The following is a 17,418-nucleotide window of genomic DNA, read 5'->3' on the forward strand; positions in this document are numbered from 1 at the left end:
CCTTCCGCCAACCTGCCGTCCTAAAAAACGCCCTATGGCGCTTCACCTCATAAAACTCTGTGTCGGCTGCGACAGCCCGGAAGACCTGGAGGCATGGATCGCCATGCGCCTTGAGGAGAAGAGGCGGCGCGGTGAGCCGGTCGAGCATTTCCACACCACGCGCATGATCCCCAAGCGCATGGCGGAGCTTACCGACGGCGGATCGCTCTACTGGGTGGTCAAGGGTATGGTGCAGTGCCGGCAGCGGCTTCTCGACATCCGCCCCTTCACGGACGGCGAGGGGATTTCGCGCTGCCGTCTCGTGCTGGACCGGCAAGTCGTGCGCACGGAATGGCAGCCGAAACGGCCTTTCCAGGGCTGGCGCTATCTCAAGCCCGAGGATGCGCCGCTGGACATCCGCTCGGGAGAGGGCGCGGACGAGATGCCGGACCATCTGCGCCGCGAACTGACCGAGCTTGGTCTCCTGTAAGGCGGCGAAGGGCTTGCCAGCGGCGCTCGCTCACCACATCTTGTTCTCATGAGCGACAAGAAGACGCCGGTCGAAACCGGCCGAAGGGCGGACGTCTCAAAGCCGCGCTCGGAGAAGAGCGCGGTGGAGGCCTTCGTGCGCCAGGCAAGGGCCCTCGCCATGCCGGGCAAAGGAGCCGGACGCCTCATCCTCGCGCTCGATGCCACCATGAGCCGCCAGCCCACCTGGGACCTTGCCTGCGAGATACAGGCGAAGATGTTCGATGCCGTGGGCAAGGCGGGTGCGCTCGCCGTGCAGCTCGTCTATTACCGCGGCTTCGGCGAGAGCGCCGCCTCGCGTTTCGTCACCGATACGGCGGCCCTCAAGAGGCTGATGACGCGCATCGACTGCCGCGGCGGCCGCACGCAGATCGGCAAGGTGCTGTCGCATGCCTTGAGGGAGCATGAACGCGGCAAGGTGAACGCGCTGGTTTTCATCGGTGATGCGATGGAGGAGAATGTCGACGAACTGGCCGAGCGGGCGGGGCAGTTGGGGTTGAAGGGCGTGCCGGTCTTCCTGTTCCAGGAAGGGTCCGATCCGGCCGCTACCAGCGCTTTCCGCGAGATCGCCCGGTTGTCCAAGGGGGCTTGGTTCCGCTTCGACCGCAGCGCCGCCGACACGCTTGCCAGGCTGCTCTCCTCTGTTGCTGTTTTCGCCACCGGCGGCCTTGCCGCGCTCGAAGCACGTGGCAGCGCGGAAGACCGGCTCATGATCGAGCATCTGAGCGGCAGGAGGCGATGACCGTTCCCTTTGTCGCGTTTGCGCTCTTGCTGGTGCTGCTTCTGGCCGCACTCGCCTTTACGCGCGCCAGCCCGACGGCGATTGCCGGCGCGCTGCGTCTTGCCGGGCCGCTCGTGCTCGGCATTGCGGGGCTGGTGATGCTGTTTACCGGCAGGGCAGGGCTCGGCGGCATGCTTCTTTCCGGGGCGGCGGCGTGGCTCGGCTCCAGCCGGCTGCGCGGCAACGCCAGGCGGGCGGGAGGACAGCGCTCGACCGTGCGCTCCGCGGCGCTCGAAATGGAGCTCGACCACGACACCGGCGCCCTTGAGGGAACGGTGCTCGCTGGCCGCTACGAAGGGCGGCGTCTCGCCGAAATGAGCCTTGAGGAGCTTTTGACGCTCAGGACCGAGCTAGGCGGCGACGGCGAGAGCCTGCAGCTATTGGAAACGTATCTTGACAGCCGCTTTCCCGTCTGGCGCGAAGGCGCGGATGCGCACGAGGGCGGGCGGCATGGAGGCGCGCGCGGTGCGGGCCGCATGACCAAGGAGGAGGCCTACGAGGTCCTTGGTCTTGAGGCTGGTGCGCCCGCGGCGGAAATCCGCAAGGCTCATCGCCGCCTGATGCAACGTCTGCATCCCGATATGGGCGGCTCGTCCTTTCTTGCTGCGCGCATCAACGAAGCGCGAGATGTTCTCCTGTCCGATCACGAGTAACTCCCTGGACGCAGATACCTACCAAGCAGAGCGATCAGTTTTCCACCGCGTAACAGGCGACGTTCCTCTTCTTGAGCGTCTCGCAGGCGCGCCACGCGTCCGACTTGCCCGAAAAGCCGCCGAAGCGGGCGCGGTAATAGGTCCTGCCATCCATCTGGAAGACCTCGGTAAAGGGCGTGGCGTCGGCCAGGACGGTCGCTGCTTGCTGGCTCGTCTCGGCAAGGCGGCGCTTGGCCTCGTCTTCGCTCGGCATCGAGGCGACCTGGATCACCCATCCTTGCATGGCGGTCGAAGCCGTCGACACCGGATCGACCTCGGCCTGAGGCCTCGGGGCGACGGCCTCCGGGAAGGCTGCGGCAGCGGCGGTGGCCGAGCCCTGTTCCTCGGCATAAGCCGTGACGGGAGCGTCCTCGGGGCGGTCCGCCGGCACGGGCGCGCTGCGCGGCAGCATGGCCGCGGCGACGGTCTGCGTGGCTGCGCCCCTGGCGATCAGGATGCGGTCGCCGCCGGTCGAGGCTTTCGGCAGGGTGCGCTGGATGAGGTTGACCATATGTGCATCACGCGAGCGCGCGGTCCTGCCGCCCATCACCACGGCGACGATGCTCTTTCCACCCGTCGAGACGGATGAGACGAGGTTGAAGCCGGAAGCGCGGATATAGCCGGTCTTGATGCCGTCGACACCTTTCACGCGGCCGAGCAGGTTGTTGTGCGTGCTGATGCGGCGGCCGCCATAGGTGAACGAGCGGGTGGAGAAATAGTCGTAATATTGCGGGAAGTGCTCGCGCAGCGCGATGCCGAGCCGCGCCATGTCGCGCGCCGTCGTCCTTTGCGCGCTGTTGGGCAGGCCGTGGGCGTTCTTGAAGGTGGTGTAGGACATGCCCAGATGGCGCGCCTTGTTCGTCATCATCGCAGCGAACTTCGCTTCCGAGCCGCCGAGGAATTCGGCAACGGCCGTGGAGACGTCGTTGGCCGATCGCGTGACGAGCGCATGGATAGCCTGCTCCACGACGATGCTCTGGCCGGCCGGCACGCCGAGCTTGGTCGGCGGCTCCGCGGCAGCGTTGCGCGAGAAGGTGATGCGTGAGTTCTTGGAGATCCTGCCGCTCTCCAGCGCCTCGAAGACGAGGTAGAGCGTCATCATCTTGGTGAGCGAGGCGGGGTAGCGCGGGGCGTCGGCACTATCCTCGTAGAGCACCTTGCCCGTCTTGGTGTCGATGACGATGCCTGCGTATTTCGAATTCGCAGCGGCAGGCTGGGCTGCCGCGAGCATCAACGCCGCGGCGGTCATCGCCGCTATGGCGAAACTGAAGGAAAGCCGAAAAAACCCCGCGAAAGCTGCAAGTGCCTGACGCACGACCGCACCCATTGTATAATCTTCGTTGAGGGCCTCAACCGATCGACCCATTTTTATCGACGGTAGGGCGGGGCCGTTACCAATTCGTTTATGGTGTCTTAAATCCTGCATAAAATTTTCCAATTCGAAACATATTTGAAATGGATTTGAACGGGGGCCAGACTCAAAGGCCGAGCTTGGCGCCCCTTATAGGCGGCCGCAAGCGCCGTGTTTCGAAAAATTGCGGCAGGGTGCGCGCAATCCGTATTGTCAGCACGGCAGAAGGGCTTAAAATCGTCAGGTGAGTACCTACATGTCGCTCCTCACGGAGAGGCGCGGCGGAGAGCATGGGACCAGTGACGATCGGCGAGAGCAAGATGCCAGGTGACCCTTTGCGGATGGCCCGTGAGGACGGCAACGGCACCGGGCGCGGCACGGCGGTCATTACCCGGACCCGGACGAAGACCAAGAAGCCGAGCCTCTATCGCGTGCTGCTCTTGAATGACGACTACACGCCGATGGAGTTTGTCATTCATGTTCTGGAGCGCTTCTTTCAGAAGGACCGGGAAGCTGCCACCACGATCATGCTGCACGTTCACAACCACGGCGTCGGTGAATGCGGCGTCTATACATTCGAAGTGGCCGAGACCAAGGTGGCCCAGGTCATGGATTTTGCCCGTCAGCATCAGCATCCGCTGCAGTGCGTGATGGAAAAGAAATGAGGTATTGAATGCCGGCTTTCTCGCAAGGCCTGGAACGCGCGCTGCATCAGGCGCTGACCTATGCCAACGAACGCCATCACGAATATGCCACGCTGGAGCATCTTCTGTTGGCATTGATCGATGATGGCGATGCAGCCGCCGTCATGCGGGCCTGCAGCGTCGATCTCGACGAGTTGAGGCGCACGGTGCTCGACTATATCGATGGCGAGTTGGACAATCTCGTCACCGGCTATGACGAGGATTCAAAGCCGACCGCGGGCTTCCAGCGCGTCATCCAGCGCGCCGTCATCCATGTGCAATCCTCCGGCAGGGAGGAAGTGTCGGGTGCCAATGTGCTCGTTGCCATCTTCGCCGAGCGCGAGAGCCATGCCGCCTATTTCCTGCAGGAACAGCAGATGACCCGCTACGACGCGGTCAACTACATCAGCCATGGCATCGCCAAGCGCCCCGGCGCCTCGGAGACGCGCACCCCGCGCGGCGCCGACGAGGACCAGGCCGGCGCGCCCGGCGCGGAGACGGAGGAGGGTGCGAAGAAGAAGCAGCAGCAGGACGCGCTGTCTGCCTATTGCATCAACCTCAACGCCAAGGCGCGGGCGGGACGCATCGACCCGCTGATCGGCCGCGAGCCGGAGATCAGCCGCACGATCCAGATCTTGTGCCGCCGCTCCAAGAACAACCCGCTCTATGTGGGTGATCCCGGCGTCGGCAAGACGGCGATCGCCGAGGGGCTCGCCAAGCGCATCGTCGAGGGCGACGTGCCGGAGGTGCTGCTCGATTCCACCATCTTCGCGCTCGACATGGGCACGCTGCTCGCCGGCACCCGCTATCGCGGCGATTTCGAGGAGCGGCTGAAGCAGGTCGTCAAGGAGTTGGAGGATTTCCCCGGCGCCATCCTGTTCATCGACGAGATCCACACGGTGATCGGCGCCGGCGCCACGTCCGGCGGCGCCATGGACGCGTCCAACCTGTTGAAGCCGGCACTGTCGGCGGGCGCTATCCGCTGCATCGGCTCGACGACCTACAAGGAGTTCCGCCAGTTCTTCGAGAAGGACCGGGCGCTGGTGCGTCGCTTCCAGAAGATCGACGTCAACGAGCCGACGGTGAACGATGCCATCGAGATCATGAAGGGCCTGAAACCCTATTTCGAGGACTTCCACAGGGTCAAATACACCAACGATGCCGTCAAGGCGGCGGTGGAGCTCTCGGCGCGTTATATCAACGACCGTAAGCTGCCCGACAAGGCCATCGACGTCATCGACGAGACCGGCGCTTCGCAGAAGCTTTTGCCCGAGTCCAAGCGGCGCAAGACGATCAGCGTCAAGGAGATCGAGAACACCATCGCCACCATGGCGCGTATCCCGCCGAAGACCGTTTCGGCCGATGACGAGAAGGTGCTCTCGGGCCTCGAGACCGAGTTGAAGCGCGTGGTCTACGGCCAGGACGAGGCCATCGGGGCGCTCGCTTCGTCGATCAAGCTCGCCCGCGCCGGCCTGCGCGAGCCGGAAAAGCCGATCGGCTCCTACCTCTTCTCCGGCCCCACGGGTGTCGGCAAGACCGAGGTTGCCCGCCAGCTCGCCGCCTCGCTCGGCGTGGAGCTTTTGCGCTTCGACATGTCCGAATACATGGAGCGTCACACCGTCTCGCGGCTGATCGGCGCGCCTCCGGGCTATGTCGGCTTCGACCAGGGCGGCCTTCTCACCGACGGCGTCGACCAGCACCCGCACTGCGTGCTCCTGCTCGACGAGGTCGAGAAGGCGCATCCGGATCTGTTCAACATCCTGTTGCAGGTCATGGACCACGGCAAGCTGACCGACCACAACGGCAAGCGCATCGACTTCCGCAACGTCATCTTGATCATGACCACCAATGCGGGCGCGGCGGATATGGCAAGGCCTGCCATCGGCTTCGGCTCGTCGAAGCGCGAGGGCGACGACATGGAGGCGATCAACCGGCTCTTCTCGCCGGAGTTCCGCAACCGGCTCGACGCCATCATCCCGTTCGGTTCGCTGCCTGTTCCGGTGGTGCATCAGGTGGTGCAGAAGTTCGTCATGCAGCTCGAGGCGCAGCTCGCCGAGCGGCGCGTCACTTTCGATCTGTCCGACGAGGCTGTCGCCTGGCTTGCCGAGAAGGGCTACGACGAGCGCATGGGCGCCCGTCCGCTCGGCCGCGTCATCCAGGAGCACATCAAGAAGCCGCTCGCCGAGGAAGTCCTGTTCGGCAAGTTGAAGCGCGGCGGCACCGTGCGCGTGACGCTGGATGAGGACAAGGCAGCGCTGAAGCTCGACGCGATCCCCGACGATGCGCCTGTGAAGCCGAAACGCGAGACGGCGCCGGCGAAGAAGAGGAAGCCGGGCGTGGCGAAAGCCAAGCCCAAGGCAAAGCGCCCGCCGGCGCGCAAGGAACCGCCCAAGCGCAGCCTGGTGCCGCAACTGCCGCGCAAGGACTGACGCCACGTAGGCTTTCTGGACAATGGGCGCGGGTCTTATGGATCCGCGCTTTTTTGTTTGCCCAACTGGTGCAAGCCGAGAGCCGTCCGTGAGCCAAGAGAAGCGCGGCAGGCTTGTCGCATGATGCCGGCGGCTGTGCTATTCGGCGGTTCCATGCACGATTTCGAAATTGCCCAATCCGGCGGTCATGAAGGGCGCGCCGCCTGGTTCAGGCGCGGTGCCCGCGCTGCATTCTCCATTCCCGGCCTTATCCTGGTAAGCGCCTTCGTCGGCTTTGCCGGGTTGGCGCGCGATGCCGGGCTGACGTTGGCCGAGACCGTCTTCATGACCGGCGTCGTTTGGGCGCTGCCGGGCAAGGTGGTGCTTGTCGGTGCCATTCTGGCCGGCAACGGTCTTCCGGCGGCGGCCTTCGCCGTGGCCCTGTCGTCGGTGCGCCTGGCGCCGATGGTGGTGGCGCTGACGCCGGAGATGCGCACGGCCAAGACGCCGACCTGGGTGCTTTACGCGCTTTCCCATTTCGTCGCCGTCACCTCCTGGGTCCTGGCGATGGATCGGTTCCGGCATGTGCCGCGGCCGATGCGCACCTCCTTTTATGCGGGGCTGGGTTCCACGCTGGTGCTCGGCAACATGGTGGTGGTGGCGGCGGTATTCCTGATCGCCGGGCGGCTGCCGCCCGCCGTCTCGGCCGCACTTTTCTTCCTCACGCCCATGTACTTCCTCACTTCGCTGTGGGGCTCGGCGCGCGAGCGGGCAGGGCAGGTGGCGATGATACTCGGCCTCGCGCTCGGTCCCGTCTTCCACCTTTTGACGCCGGATTTCGACCTCGTAGCCGCGGGCATGGTGGCGGGGCTGGCTGCCTTCGGCATTCACCTTGTCGGCAAGAGGAGGCACCAGGCGTGACATTTACCGCGATCGACGCCTGGTGGTGGCCCTATGTCTTCATCCTCGTCGCCGGGTGGCTGGCAACGGATTTCTGGCGCTTTCTCGGGGTTTATCTCGGCGGGCGGATTTCCGAGGAATCGGAACTCATCGTGCTGGTGCGCTGCATCGCCACGGCGCTGGTGGCCGCCGTCATCGCCAATCTCGTGATCTTCCCCAGCGGCGCGCTCGCCGGCACGCCGCTTCTTCTTCGCGTCGGTGCCGGCATAGCCGGATTTCTCGCCTATCTCGCCGCCGGCAAACGCGTCATCGTTGGCATCCTGGTGGGCGAGGCTACCCTCGGCATGGGTTTGCTGGTTTTCCCGTAAACCTCGCGCTTTTGCGCCTAACCTTCTGTTTTTGCTTCCGCAACCTTGCCTTCCTGCATCGACGTCCCGCATGCCAGCAGCAAGCCGGTAATCAGGAAGATCATGAACATGACGTCGATGATGTCGTGCCCTAGGACCAGGTTGAAGCTGCCGCCGAGGGCATAGTTCAAGAAGAAGATGAGCAGGATCATCGCCCCGAAACGGGCGGTTTCCTCGCTGCTGGTGGCAAGCGTGCGTATCGTCACCCATGCCACCAGCAGGAAAAGCGCGATCACCGCGCCCCCGCCGATGAGCCCGGTTTCGACCAGAAGCGTCAGAAAGCCGTTGTGGAAGTGGGTGAACTGGACACTAAGGTCGAAATCGTTGGCAAGCCCATCTTGGATGAGCTGATGGGTACGATGAGGCCCGTTGCCCAGCAAGGGGCGTTCGAAGAATCGATCCGTGCCCACTTTCCACAGAGCCAGGCGAAGGCCGAGGGAAGAATCGTATTCTCCATTTTCCGCCAGCTCGGCCCAGTCGGCGGACAGGCTCTCCACGCGGCTCAATAGAACGCCGGAGGAGAGAGTAGCGATCACCGCTATGGCGGCGACTGTCTTGACGAGGTGGCCCTTCAGGAGTGTCCGCAGCTGGCGGTGGCAGACAAGGAGGATGGCGAGCGAGACGACTGCCATGACCAGCCATACCGATCGGGAGCCGGACAGGAGCACCGCCAGGACCGCCGCCAGATACCCCCCCGCCATGGGGATTTGCCAACGCGTCGTCAGCATGAGCGCGCCGGCCAAGCTGACGGAGCCGGTCATGCAGGTGACCGTGGCGAAAACCAGGGCATTGCCGGCCCCGCCTTCCACCCGCATGCCGAGAATGAAGTACTGGATAAGCGCCAGCGCCAGGGCGCCGTAGCCGGCCGTCATGCCCGCAAGAGCGGCGGCGGATGACAGATCGTCCTTATGCGAGATGCTCCAGATCGAATAGGAGAAGGGGAAGAAGACGAACGTCGCCAGCGGAATGAGCGTATGCGCATATTCCCAGCGTGGATCGTTGAGAAGGAAGGACAGGAGGCCTGCCGCGACATAGGTATAGAGCAGGATCGCCGACACCAGCATATAGCGGTCGGTGCTGAGCCTGCGGCGGCCGGATGCGATCTCGAACGTGCACCAGAGCGCGCCGCCATGCCAGATGAAGCTGGCCACCGAGCCCAGCGGCGGCGAGGTCGAGAAGCAGGCGAATGTGAAAAGTCTGTTGACGGCCGGGTACCGCATTCCGGCCCAGGCTGTACCGATCGTCTCGCGGGAAAGCTTCACGCCCCGTCAACCTCCAGCGCGGCGCGGATCTTCCGCGCCTGCTCGGCCAGCACGGCCTGGTCCGCCATTTCGCCGGTATGCGGGCGCAGCGCCACGCCTTCGAAGCGGGGAAGGATGTGGACGTGCAGGTGGAAGACGATCTGGCCGCCGGCCGGCTCGTTGAACTGCTGGACCGTCACCCCGTCGGCGCCGAGCGCCTTGACGACGGCGCGTGCCAGCTTCTGCACGGTGCGCATGAGGGCGGCGAGGCTGTCGGGGTCGACGTCGAATATGTTGCGGGCAGGGCGCTTTGGGATCGCCAGGCAATGGCCGTCGCCGCGCGGCATGATATCCATGAAGGCGAACGTCTCCTCGTCCTCGTAGATCTTGTGCGCAGGCAACTCGCCGCGCAGGATCTTGGCGAAGGGATTGCCCTCGTCGTAAGCCTTCGTCGTCATTGCGTTCCTCGATTTTCTTAAGCCGCCGCGATGTTTTGTGACGTGGACGGGCGCCGGTCAAGTCCCGGTTTTTCACGCTTCCTTTCTGTAGGGAGAATGTTCTGCAAGAATCTCGCCCATCGTCTCCACATCCTCACGCTCGCGCGCCAGATAGTCGGCGATGGCGCGGCGCAGGCCGGGGTGGGCGATATAGTGGGCGGAGCGGGTGATAACCGGCAAATAACCCCGCGCCAGCTTGTGCTCGCCCTGCGCGCCGGCTTCCACGCGCTTCAGGCCCGTCTCGATGGCGAACTGGATCGCCTGATGATAGCAAACCTCGAAATGCAGGAAGGGATGATGCTCGACGCAGCCCCAGTTGCGGCCGTAAAGGGCATCCCCGCCGATGAAGTTGATGGCGCCGGCGATATAGCGCCCTCCGCGCCTGGCCATGACGAGCAGGATGTCGTCGGCCATCCGTTCGCCGATCAGCGAGAAGAAGCGCCGGTTGAGGTAGGGGCGGCCCCATTTGCGGCTGCCGGTATCCATGTAGAAGGCGAAGAAGTCGTCCCACGCGGCCTCGGTCAGGTCGCTGCCCGTCAGCCAGTCGATCTCGATGCCCGCCTCGCAGGCTGCCCGCCGCTCCTTCCTCAGCGCCTTCCGCTTGCGTGAGGCAAGGCTGGCCAGGAAGTCGTCGTAGGACGTGTAGCCCTCGTTGAAAAAGTGGAACTGCTGATCGGTGCGCATCAGGAAGCCCGCCGCTTCCAGCGCGGTGACGTCTTCTTCCCGCGCGAAGGTGACGTGGAGCGAGGAGACGCCCAGCCGGTCGGTGAGTGTCTTCAGCCCCTCGGCCAGCGCCTGGCGCGCAGCGCGCGGATTGGCGCCTCGGCCGACCAGGAGGCGCGGCCCGGTGGCGGGCGTGAAGGGCACGGAGACCTGCAGCTTCGGATAATACCGCCCGCCAGCCCGCTCGAAGGCATCGGCCCAGCCGTGATCGAAGACATATTCCCCCTGGCTGTGGGACTTCAGATAGCACGGCACAGCCCCCAGGAGCGCGCCGCTCGCGTCTTCCAGCCTGAGGTGCTGGCCGAGCCATCCCGTCCCGCGGGTGGTGCAGCCGCTTTCCTCCAGCGACGTGAGGAAGGCGTGGGAGACGAACGGATTGTAGGGCGCGCCCTCGTTTCCCCGCGCGGCGCCGGAAAGACCGGCCCATTCCTCCGCCGTGAAGGCATCCAGGCTGGGCGCAACGGTCAGGGTCGCTGCCGGGGTGGTGTCGTGCATGTCGTGTCCCGTGCCATTGCACACAAGATAGATATCGAATCTTAGGGTGCAAATCCCTCGAAGGTCATTTGATCGGCGTAGCGGAAGGTCCTTTCCGCGCCCGCCTCGTTGCGCACCGTCCAGGAGATGACGGGCAGGGAAAGGCGCTCGCGCAGGAAGGAGACGAAGGGGTTGGGCAGATCGTCCACGCTGTAGGAGGCGAACGAGATGCCATGCGCCAGCATGGAGAAATGTGCCTCCATGTCGGCCGTGCTCCGGCCGCAGGCGGTGAGGCCGACGGGGAACCGCCCCGCGTTTCTGCCAAGGCCGCGGATGATCCAATGGTTGAAGGACATGAGGGCGGCCGGGCCGGAATAGGCGGAAAGGCAGTCAAGAACGCTCTCCACCAGACCGGCGTCATGCCCGGCGATACCCTTGAGTTCGATGACGACGGGCACGCGCCCGCCGATCGCCTCGAGCGCCTTCGCCAGTGTCGGCACCCGCTCCTTGGTGCCGCCGATATTGAGGGCGGCAAGCTCGGCCGCCGTGCGCTGCCAGACCTTGCCTTCCTGCCCGGTGAGCCGTTCCAGCTCCTCGTCGTGGAAGATCACCGGCACGCCGTCGGCGGCCAGGTGCACGTCGCATTCGATCGCGTAGTCACGCTCGGCCGCCGCCGCGAAGGCGGCAAGCGTGTTCTCCCACCGCTTGTCGTTCATGTCGTGAAAGCCGCGGTGGGCGATCGGCCGTGCCGTCAGCCAGGAGATGTCGGGCATGCGGATGAGCCTCAAGCGATTTCGATAATGGCTTCGATTTCCACCGGAGCATTCATCGGCAAGGAGGCCATGCCGACGGCGGCACGGGCGTGGCGGCCAGCATCGCCAAGAGCGGCGACGAGAAAATCGGAAGCGCCGTTGGCGACCAGGTGCTGCTCGGTGAAGTCCGGCGTCGAGGCGACGAAGACGGTGATCTTGACGATGCGCTTGATGTGCTCCAGTTCGCCGAGAGCGGCGCGAGCCTGGGCCAAAACGTTGACGGCGCACCACTTGGCCGCCAGTTTGCCGGCTTCGGTGCCGAGCTCACGGCCCAAAAGGCCCATGGCCATCAGCTTGCCGTCTTTCATGGGAAGCTGGCCGGAGGTCACGAGCAGATTGCCCGTCTTGACGGACGGCACATAGTTGGCGGCCGGCGTCGCCGGCGCCGGCAGTTCGACGCCCAGTTCCAGGAGCCGCTTCTCGATGGTGGTGGCCATGAATGTTTTCCTCGCTCTTCGCCCTTGCAAAATCGCCTCTCTTTCGCCACGACAGGCGTTCATCCGTGGCTGAGAAGCGCGATACCATAAAACCGTTCCATGACGGAGATTTCCACATGCGTGTACCGCGTGCTTCCGTGCTGCTCCTCACATCGTTCCTGTGCGCTTTTGCCGGTGCGGCCGCCGCGCAGGCCCTTTTGCCGCATCGCGCCGTCTACGATCTCGCACTTTCCGAGGCGGACGAGGAGGCGCAGATCGAAGCGCTTACCGGCCGCTGGGTTTTCGAATTCTCCGGATCGGCATGCGAAGGCTATACCCTGAAGTCCCGTATTGTCATGCGCTTTGAGATGACGGAAGGGTCGAGATTGGTCGACCAGCGGGTGACCAGTTTCGAGGACGCGGCGGGCGAGACTTTCCGCTTCGTCACCAAATCCTTTATCGACGAGCAACTCGACAACGAAGTGAAGGGCACCGCCAGGCGCAAGGACACGGGCACGGTGGTCGAATACGAGCAGCCGGAAAAGACCGAGCGGTCGTTCGCGACGGTGCTCTTTCCCACGGGTCAGCTGCGCGAGCTTCTGGAAAAGGCGAAGAAAGGCGAGCGCTTCTACGAGAGCGCCATCTTCGACGGAACCGAATTCACCGACAACGCGGTGATGGTCTCGGTCGTGGTCGGCGAACCGAAGCCGGTGGACGAGGGCGACACCGAACGTAAGGCCTTGGGCCCGCTTGCCCGGGACACGTTTCTGCCGGTGACGGCCGCCTATTTCGACGGCGAGGCGTCGGACGGCGAAGAGGTCAGCGAATACAATGTCAGCTTCAAGCTGCATGAGAGCGGTATCCAGCGCGACATGATGATCCGCTACGCCGATTATTCGATGACGGCGAAGCTGGCCGATCTGACGCTTTTCGAGCCGGACGAGGGGTGTGCCCGCGAAAGCGGCAATTAAGGCGCGGGGCGGGCGCTGCACTCGCGCTCCCGAGGCATCGCCGGCTGAGGTGAAGGGCCGCCTTTCCACTCCCGGCTTATGGCCCATCGAACTCCGAGCCTGCCTGCCTATTTTGTTCAGCTATCGGCGTAAAGTGTTCCGCCGTACAATTGCCGGCCTCTTCAAGATGAGAGATCGAAAGGGGAAACGGCCATGCCGAGTCTAGCAACGCTTTTCTTCAAGACGGCTATCGTCTTTCTGGTCATAGGTATCGCCATGGGCCTTCAAATGGCGATCTCTGGAACGCACAATGTCATCGGCGCCCATGCCCACGCCAACCTTCTTGGATGGGTGACGATGGCGATCTTTGGCGGCTACTATGCTCTTAACCCCTCAAAAGCCACGAGCAGGCTCGCGAACCTTCAATACTTGGTCTATACAACAGGAGTCGCGGTGATTGTGCCGTCACTGTACTTGCTTTATCTTGGGTATACTGCATTCGAGCCGCTGACCGCCATAAGCTCCCTGGTCATCTTTTTGGGTGTCCTGATGTTCGGTGTGGTAGTTTACAGCAAGGAGCCAGCGCCGAGGGCACTTCCGGCCGAGTGACCGTTAAGACCGCATGCGCTGCAGCATAGGGAGCCAACCCGCGGGTGGCGCCTCCTCCCGCGGAGGTCCTCACGCCGGTTCACCCTCACCGGCGCTTGCATTCGTCTTCATATGCCTCTATATGCGCGCCCATTCCACACGCGGGCCAATAGGTATCTGTCCGGGAGACATCCGGCTGACACCTCCGGTGGCGGCCTTGCCGCCTGACGGTCCGCGGAGGCTTAACCGGAAAGGAAAACGACAATGGCTCTGCCAGATTTCAGCATGCGCCAGCTTCTTGAAGCTGGTGTGCACTTCGGACACCAGACCCACCGCTGGAACCCGAAAATGGGCCCCTATATCTTCGGCGCCCGCAACAACATCCACATCATCGACCTGAGCCAGACGGTGCCGCTTCTGCACCAGGCGCTGAAGACCGTGTCCGACACGGTGGCCAAGGGCGGCCGCGTGCTGTTCGTCGGCACCAAGCGCCAGGCCTCCGACATCGTCGCCGACTCGGCCAAGCGCTGCGCGCAGTACTATGTGAACTCGCGCTGGCTCGGCGGCATGCTGACCAACTGGAAGACGATCTCCAACTCGATCCAGCGCCTGCGCAAGCTCGACGAGCTTCTGTCGGGTGAGGCCGAGGGCTTCACCAAGAAGGAGCGGCTGAACCTCGAGCGCGAGCGCGACAAGCTGGAGCGTGCGCTGGGCGGCATCCGCGACATGGGCTCGACGCCGGACATGATGTTCGTGATCGACACCAACAAGGAAGCCATTGCCGTGCAGGAAGCCCGCCGGCTCGGCATCCCGGTGATCGCCATCAGCGATTCCAACTGCGACCCGGAGGTGGTGGATTATCCGATCCCCGGCAACGACGACGCCTCGCGCGCCATCGCCCTTTACTGCGACCTGATAGCGAGGGCCGCCATCGACGGCATCGAGCGCCAGCAGGGCGCGCTCGGCATGGATGTCGGCGAAGCGGCCGAAGCGCCGGCCGAGCGGGTGCTGGAAGACGTGCCGGCCGAGCCCGAGGCGGTTGCCGAGGCCCCTGCAGAAGAGGCCCCGGCAGAAGAGGCGCCCGCGGACGAGGCTGCGGCCAGCGAAGCGCCGGCGGAAGTGCCCGCAGAGGACGCCGACAAGTCCTGAGGGACGACGATCCTGAGGGAAGGGGGCTTTACCCCTTCTCCCATTCCTGGGGCCAGTCGGCCCCGACGGTGACGGCGGCCGCGGCGCCCTTTGCGGGCCCGGGCCGCACGCATAATTTGGACATGAAGAGGCAACGATGAGCATTTCGGCAGCACAGGTCAAGCAATTGCGCGAGATGACCGGCGCGGGCATGATGGACTGCAAGACCGCGCTCTCGGAGACCGGCGGCGACATCGAGGCGGCGGTCGACTGGCTGCGCAAGAAGGGTATTTCCAAGGCCGACAAGAAGTCCGGCCGCACGGCGGCCGAAGGGCTGATCGGCATCGCTTCCGACGCCACGAGCGCGGTGGCGGTCGAGGTCAATTCCGAGACGGACTTCGTGGCCCGCAACGACGCCTTCCAGGACCTGGTGCGCAATGTCGCCGCGGTGGCGCTTGGCACCGACGGCAGCGTCGAAGCGGTTGCGGCGGCGGCCTATCCGGGCGGCAAATCCGTGGAAGACACGATCAGGGAAGCCATCGCCACCATCGGCGAGAACATGACGCTGCGCCGTTCGGCCAAGCTTACGGTCGGCAAGGGCGCCGTGGCGACCTATGTCCACAACGCGGTGGCCGACGGGCTCGGCAAGATCGGTGTCCTCGTGGCGATCGAGACCGAGGGCAACGCTGAAGTCGCGCGCAACTTCGGCCGGCAGGTGGCCATGCACGTGGCGGCGACCAACCCGGCGGCGCTGACGGAAGGCGAGGTCGACCCGGCCGCGGTGGCGCGCGAGAAGGAGATCTTCTCCGACCAGGCGCGCCAGTCCGGCAAGCCGGAGAACATCATCGAGAAGATGGTGGAAGGCCGGCTGCGCAAATACTTCGAGGAGGTCGTCCTCCTGAAGCAGGCCTTCGTCATCAACCCCGACCTGACGGTCGAGCAGGCGCTGAAAGAGGCGGAGAAGGAGATCGGGGCACCCGCCAAGATCACCGCCTTCCTGCGCTTCGCGCTGGGTGAGGGCGTCGAGCGCGAGACCTCGGATTTTGCCGCCGAAGTGGCGGCCGCGGTGAAAAAGTAATACCGACGGTCGCAATGTTTGATCGCTGGGTTTGACCGCTGACGGCGACTTTTCCGCAAGCGCCCAGGCGGGCCGGTGGTAGAGGATCGGTTGTCCGGAACTGCAAGGGCACCGCGTGACAACGCGGTGCCCTTCGTGTAGGGCGACAGGAAACCGGTGACACCTGGATGGTAAAGAGGAGACGATGAGCTTGACCCCCCTATACCGCCGCGTGGTGCTGAAGGCCTCGGGCGAAGCCCTGATGGGAGAGCAGGGCTTCGGCATAGACGTCTCCGTGGTCGACCGCATCGCCGCCGACATCGCCGCGGCCCGCGCGCTGGGTGTCGAGGTCGGCGTCGTCATCGGCGGCGGCAATATCTTCCGCGGCGTCGCGGTGGCCTCCAAGGGCGGCGACCGGGTGACCGGCGACCACATGGGCATGCTTGCCACCGTCATCAATTCGCTGGCGCTCAGGACCTCGCTGGTCAAGATCGGCGTCGACGCGGTGGTATTATCGGCCATCGCCATGCCGGAATTGTGCGAGAGCTTCTCGCAGCGCCAGGCGACCAGCTACATGAACGCCGGCAAGGTGGTGATCTTCGCCGGCGGCACGGGAAACCCGTTCTTCACCACGGATTCGGCGGCGGCGCTCAGGGCGGCGGAGATCGGCGCCGATGCGCTTTTCAAGGGAACCCAGGTCGACGGGGTCTATTCCGCCGATCCGCACAAGGACAAGAACGCCGTGCGCTACGAGCGCCTGAGCCACGAGCGCGTCATGCGCGAAGGGCTCGGCATCATGGACACGGCGGCGATTGCCCTTGCGCGGGAGAACAACATACCGATAATCGTCTTCTCGATTCACGAAGAAGGCGGGTTCGCGGCCATTCTGAAGGGCGCGGGGCACTGCACGATCGTCGACAACGACCCGGCAGGCCTCGACGCGGTCAAAGCGTAAGGGAGGCAGTTATGCCCGAGGGTGTTGATTTCAAGGATCTCCACAGGCGCATGGACGGCGCGGTGAGCGCGTTCAAGCACGATATCGCCTCGCTCAGGACCGGCCGTGCCTCGGCCAATCTCCTCGATCCGGTCCAGGTCGAGGCCTACGGCACCTCCATGCCCATCAACCAGGTGGCGACGGTCTCTGTGCCCGAGCCGCGCATGATTTCGGTCTCGGTATGGGACCAGGGGATGGTGCAGGCGGTGGACAAGGCCATCCGCGAATCCAACCTCGGCTTCAACCCCATCGTCGAGGGCACCACCCTGCGCATCCCCTTGCCCGAGCTCAACGAGGAGCGGCGCAAGGAACTGGTGAAGATTGCCCATCAGTATGCGGAGAGCGCGCGCGTGGCGGCGCGCCATGTACGCCGCGACGGCATGGAGCACCTCAAAAAAGCCGAAAAGGACGGCGACATCAGCCAGGACGAGCACCATCAGCAGTCCGACCGCGTGCAGAAGATGACCGACGAGACGATCTCTGTGATCGACAAGCTTCTGGAGGACAAGGAAGCTGAAATCATGCAGGTCTGACGATCGCCTAGTGGTGCGATCCTGACAGATGGTACCCATCTGTCAGGACAAATCGCCCCACCGGATTAATAGCTTGTGGGCTGACTTATCCAAACAGATGGGTACCATCCGTTTGGGTCAGACCACGAGCGGCCATCGGAGCCAAAGGGGGAAGACCGGGTGAAGCCCGCGCATATCGCGATCATCATGGACGGCAACGGCCGCTGGGCGCGCGCCCGCGGCCTGCCGCGCACGGCCGGCCACCGCGCCGGTGTCGAAGCGCTGCGCCGCACCGTG

20 protein-coding genes are annotated in these 17,418 nt (G+C 64.4%); 14 read left to right on the forward strand and 6 right to left on the reverse strand.

Annotation, left to right across the window (positions count from 1 at the left end):
* Positions 1 to 34: 34 nt before the first annotated feature.
* The 3 genes from GPJ75_RS17975 to GPJ75_RS17985 are packed head-to-tail and all read left to right on the forward strand — an operon-like array spanning position 35 to position 1,941.
* Complete coding sequence (locus GPJ75_RS17975) at positions 35 to 469, forward strand: DUF1489 family protein (RefSeq protein WP_163269832.1); 435 nt, start codon at positions 35 to 37, stop codon at positions 467 to 469.
* Positions 470 to 517: 48 nt separating this feature from the next.
* Positions 518 to 1,249 carry a VWA domain-containing protein gene (locus GPJ75_RS17980; RefSeq protein ID WP_163269834.1) on the forward strand — a complete coding sequence of 244 codons (732 nt, stop codon included), beginning with the start codon at positions 518 to 520 and terminating at the stop codon, positions 1,247 to 1,249.
* Positions 1,246 to 1,941, forward strand: a complete 696-nt coding sequence (locus GPJ75_RS17985) for a DnaJ domain-containing protein (protein WP_163269836.1) — start codon at positions 1,246 to 1,248, stop codon at positions 1,939 to 1,941. The genes GPJ75_RS17980 and GPJ75_RS17985 overlap by 4 nt, the downstream gene beginning before the upstream one ends.
* Positions 1,942 to 1,975: 34 nt before the next feature.
* On the opposite strand, the gene GPJ75_RS17990 is transcribed toward GPJ75_RS17985, so the two are convergent.
* A complete protein-coding gene (locus GPJ75_RS17990; protein ID WP_425483170.1) occupies positions 1,976 to 3,307 on the reverse strand; it encodes an SPOR domain-containing protein in 1,332 nt (443 codons plus the stop codon).
* Positions 3,308 to 3,651: 344 nt separating this feature from the next.
* Between GPJ75_RS17990 and clpS the strand changes: the two genes are divergently transcribed.
* The 4 genes from clpS (at position 3,652) to GPJ75_RS18010 (ending at position 7,690) form a co-directional block, all read left to right on the forward strand.
* Entirely contained in the window at positions 3,652 to 3,996 is a 345-nt protein-coding gene (gene clpS / locus GPJ75_RS17995; RefSeq protein WP_205602572.1) for an ATP-dependent Clp protease adapter ClpS, read from the forward strand.
* Positions 3,997 to 4,004: 8 nt separating this feature from the next.
* A complete protein-coding gene (gene clpA, locus GPJ75_RS18000; RefSeq protein WP_163269838.1) occupies positions 4,005 to 6,443 on the forward strand; it encodes an ATP-dependent Clp protease ATP-binding subunit ClpA in 2,439 nt (812 codons plus the stop codon).
* Positions 6,444 to 6,596: 153 nt separating this feature from the next.
* The gene (locus GPJ75_RS18005; RefSeq protein ID WP_163269839.1) at positions 6,597 to 7,343 is read left to right on the forward strand and encodes an AzlC family ABC transporter permease; all 747 of its coding nucleotides are present in this window, start codon (positions 6,597 to 6,599) and stop codon (positions 7,341 to 7,343) included.
* Complete coding sequence (locus GPJ75_RS18010; protein WP_163269841.1) at positions 7,340 to 7,690, forward strand: AzlD domain-containing protein; 351 nt, start codon at positions 7,340 to 7,342, stop codon at positions 7,688 to 7,690. The genes GPJ75_RS18005 and GPJ75_RS18010 overlap by 4 nt, the downstream gene beginning before the upstream one ends.
* A gap of 17 nt (positions 7,691 to 7,707) precedes the next feature.
* On the opposite strand, the gene GPJ75_RS18015 is transcribed toward GPJ75_RS18010, so the two are convergent.
* The 5 genes from GPJ75_RS18015 to GPJ75_RS18035 all read right to left on the reverse strand — a co-directional run bounded on the left by GPJ75_RS18015 (position 7,708) and on the right by GPJ75_RS18035 (position 11,913).
* Positions 7,708 to 8,991 (reverse strand): O-antigen ligase family protein, encoded by a 1,284-nt coding sequence (locus GPJ75_RS18015; RefSeq protein ID WP_246249113.1) that lies wholly within the window; start codon positions 8,989 to 8,991, stop codon positions 7,708 to 7,710.
* Positions 8,988 to 9,428, reverse strand: a complete 441-nt coding sequence (locus GPJ75_RS18020; RefSeq protein ID WP_163269843.1) for an HIT family protein — start codon at positions 9,426 to 9,428, stop codon at positions 8,988 to 8,990. Before GPJ75_RS18020 ends, GPJ75_RS18015 begins: the two co-directional genes overlap by 4 nt.
* Before the next feature lie 72 nt (positions 9,429 to 9,500).
* Entirely contained in the window at positions 9,501 to 10,685 is a 1,185-nt protein-coding gene (locus GPJ75_RS18025; RefSeq protein WP_163269845.1) for a GNAT family N-acetyltransferase, read from the reverse strand.
* Between the two features lie 41 nt (positions 10,686 to 10,726).
* Complete coding sequence (locus GPJ75_RS18030; RefSeq protein WP_163269847.1) at positions 10,727 to 11,437, reverse strand: glycerophosphodiester phosphodiesterase; 711 nt, start codon at positions 11,435 to 11,437, stop codon at positions 10,727 to 10,729.
* 11 nt (positions 11,438 to 11,448) lie between these two features.
* Positions 11,449 to 11,913, reverse strand: coding sequence for a RidA family protein (locus GPJ75_RS18035; RefSeq protein WP_159586455.1), 465 nt, complete (start codon positions 11,911 to 11,913; stop codon positions 11,449 to 11,451).
* 116 nt (positions 11,914 to 12,029) lie between these two features.
* Between GPJ75_RS18035 and GPJ75_RS18040 the strand changes: the two genes are divergently transcribed.
* The 7 genes from GPJ75_RS18040 to GPJ75_RS18070 form a co-directional block, all read left to right on the forward strand.
* Positions 12,030 to 12,863: a cell envelope integrity EipB family protein gene (locus tag GPJ75_RS18040; protein WP_163269850.1), complete on the forward strand. Its 834-nt coding sequence runs from the start codon at positions 12,030 to 12,032 to the stop codon at positions 12,861 to 12,863.
* A gap of 192 nt (positions 12,864 to 13,055) precedes the next feature.
* Positions 13,056 to 13,451: a heme-copper oxidase family protein gene (locus tag GPJ75_RS18045; protein ID WP_163269852.1), complete on the forward strand. Its 396-nt coding sequence runs from the start codon at positions 13,056 to 13,058 to the stop codon at positions 13,449 to 13,451.
* A 243-nt stretch (positions 13,452 to 13,694) separates the two neighbouring features.
* Complete coding sequence (gene rpsB / locus GPJ75_RS18050; RefSeq protein ID WP_163269854.1) at positions 13,695 to 14,579, forward strand: 30S ribosomal protein S2; 885 nt, start codon at positions 13,695 to 13,697, stop codon at positions 14,577 to 14,579.
* 136 nt (positions 14,580 to 14,715) lie between these two features.
* Complete coding sequence (gene tsf, locus GPJ75_RS18055; protein WP_163269856.1) at positions 14,716 to 15,636, forward strand: translation elongation factor Ts; 921 nt, start codon at positions 14,716 to 14,718, stop codon at positions 15,634 to 15,636.
* A 184-nt stretch (positions 15,637 to 15,820) separates the two neighbouring features.
* Positions 15,821 to 16,570: a UMP kinase gene (gene pyrH, locus GPJ75_RS18060; protein ID WP_159586459.1), complete on the forward strand. Its 750-nt coding sequence runs from the start codon at positions 15,821 to 15,823 to the stop codon at positions 16,568 to 16,570.
* A gap of 11 nt (positions 16,571 to 16,581) precedes the next feature.
* On the forward strand, positions 16,582 to 17,142 hold the full coding sequence (frr, locus tag GPJ75_RS18065; RefSeq protein ID WP_163269858.1) for a ribosome recycling factor: 561 nt from the start codon (positions 16,582 to 16,584) through the stop codon (positions 17,140 to 17,142).
* A gap of 186 nt (positions 17,143 to 17,328) precedes the next feature.
* The coding region (locus tag GPJ75_RS18070; protein WP_205602573.1) for an undecaprenyl diphosphate synthase family protein at positions 17,329 to 17,418 on the forward strand (90 nt) is incomplete at its 3' end.

This window comes from Chelativorans alearensis (genome assembly GCF_010993735.1).
Lineage (GTDB): Bacteria > Pseudomonadota > Alphaproteobacteria > Rhizobiales > Rhizobiaceae > Chelativorans > Chelativorans alearense.

Coding starts and splice junctions, on each gene's coding strand:
- GPJ75_RS17975 (WP_163269832.1), top strand. CDS start 35: ATGGCGCTTCACCTCATAAAACTCTGTGTCGGCTGCGACAGCCCGGAA.
- frr (WP_163269858.1), top strand. CDS start 16,582: ATGCCCGAGGGTGTTGATTTCAAGGATCTCCACAGGCGCATGGACGGC.
- GPJ75_RS17990 (WP_425483170.1), bottom strand. CDS start 3,307: ATGGGTGCGGTCGTGCGTCAGGCACTTGCAGCTTTCGCGGGGTTTTTT.
- GPJ75_RS18025 (WP_163269845.1), bottom strand. CDS start 10,685: ATGCACGACACCACCCCGGCAGCGACCCTGACCGTTGCGCCCAGCCTG.
- clpS (WP_205602572.1), top strand. CDS start 3,652: ATGCCAGGTGACCCTTTGCGGATGGCCCGTGAGGACGGCAACGGCACC.
- GPJ75_RS17980 (WP_163269834.1), top strand. CDS start 518: ATGAGCGACAAGAAGACGCCGGTCGAAACCGGCCGAAGGGCGGACGTC.
- GPJ75_RS18020 (WP_163269843.1), bottom strand. CDS start 9,428: ATGACGACGAAGGCTTACGACGAGGGCAATCCCTTCGCCAAGATCCTG.
- pyrH (WP_159586459.1), top strand. CDS start 15,821: ATGAGCTTGACCCCCCTATACCGCCGCGTGGTGCTGAAGGCCTCGGGC.
- GPJ75_RS18040 (WP_163269850.1), top strand. CDS start 12,030: ATGCGTGTACCGCGTGCTTCCGTGCTGCTCCTCACATCGTTCCTGTGC.
- clpA (WP_163269838.1), top strand. CDS start 4,005: ATGCCGGCTTTCTCGCAAGGCCTGGAACGCGCGCTGCATCAGGCGCTG.
- GPJ75_RS18030 (WP_163269847.1), bottom strand. CDS start 11,437: ATGCCCGACATCTCCTGGCTGACGGCACGGCCGATCGCCCACCGCGGC.
- tsf (WP_163269856.1), top strand. CDS start 14,716: ATGAGCATTTCGGCAGCACAGGTCAAGCAATTGCGCGAGATGACCGGC.
- GPJ75_RS18045 (WP_163269852.1), top strand. CDS start 13,056: ATGCCGAGTCTAGCAACGCTTTTCTTCAAGACGGCTATCGTCTTTCTG.
- GPJ75_RS17985 (WP_163269836.1), top strand. CDS start 1,246: ATGACCGTTCCCTTTGTCGCGTTTGCGCTCTTGCTGGTGCTGCTTCTG.
- rpsB (WP_163269854.1), top strand. CDS start 13,695: ATGGCTCTGCCAGATTTCAGCATGCGCCAGCTTCTTGAAGCTGGTGTG.
- GPJ75_RS18035 (WP_159586455.1), bottom strand. CDS start 11,913: ATGGCCACCACCATCGAGAAGCGGCTCCTGGAACTGGGCGTCGAACTG.
- GPJ75_RS18005 (WP_163269839.1), top strand. CDS start 6,597: ATGCACGATTTCGAAATTGCCCAATCCGGCGGTCATGAAGGGCGCGCC.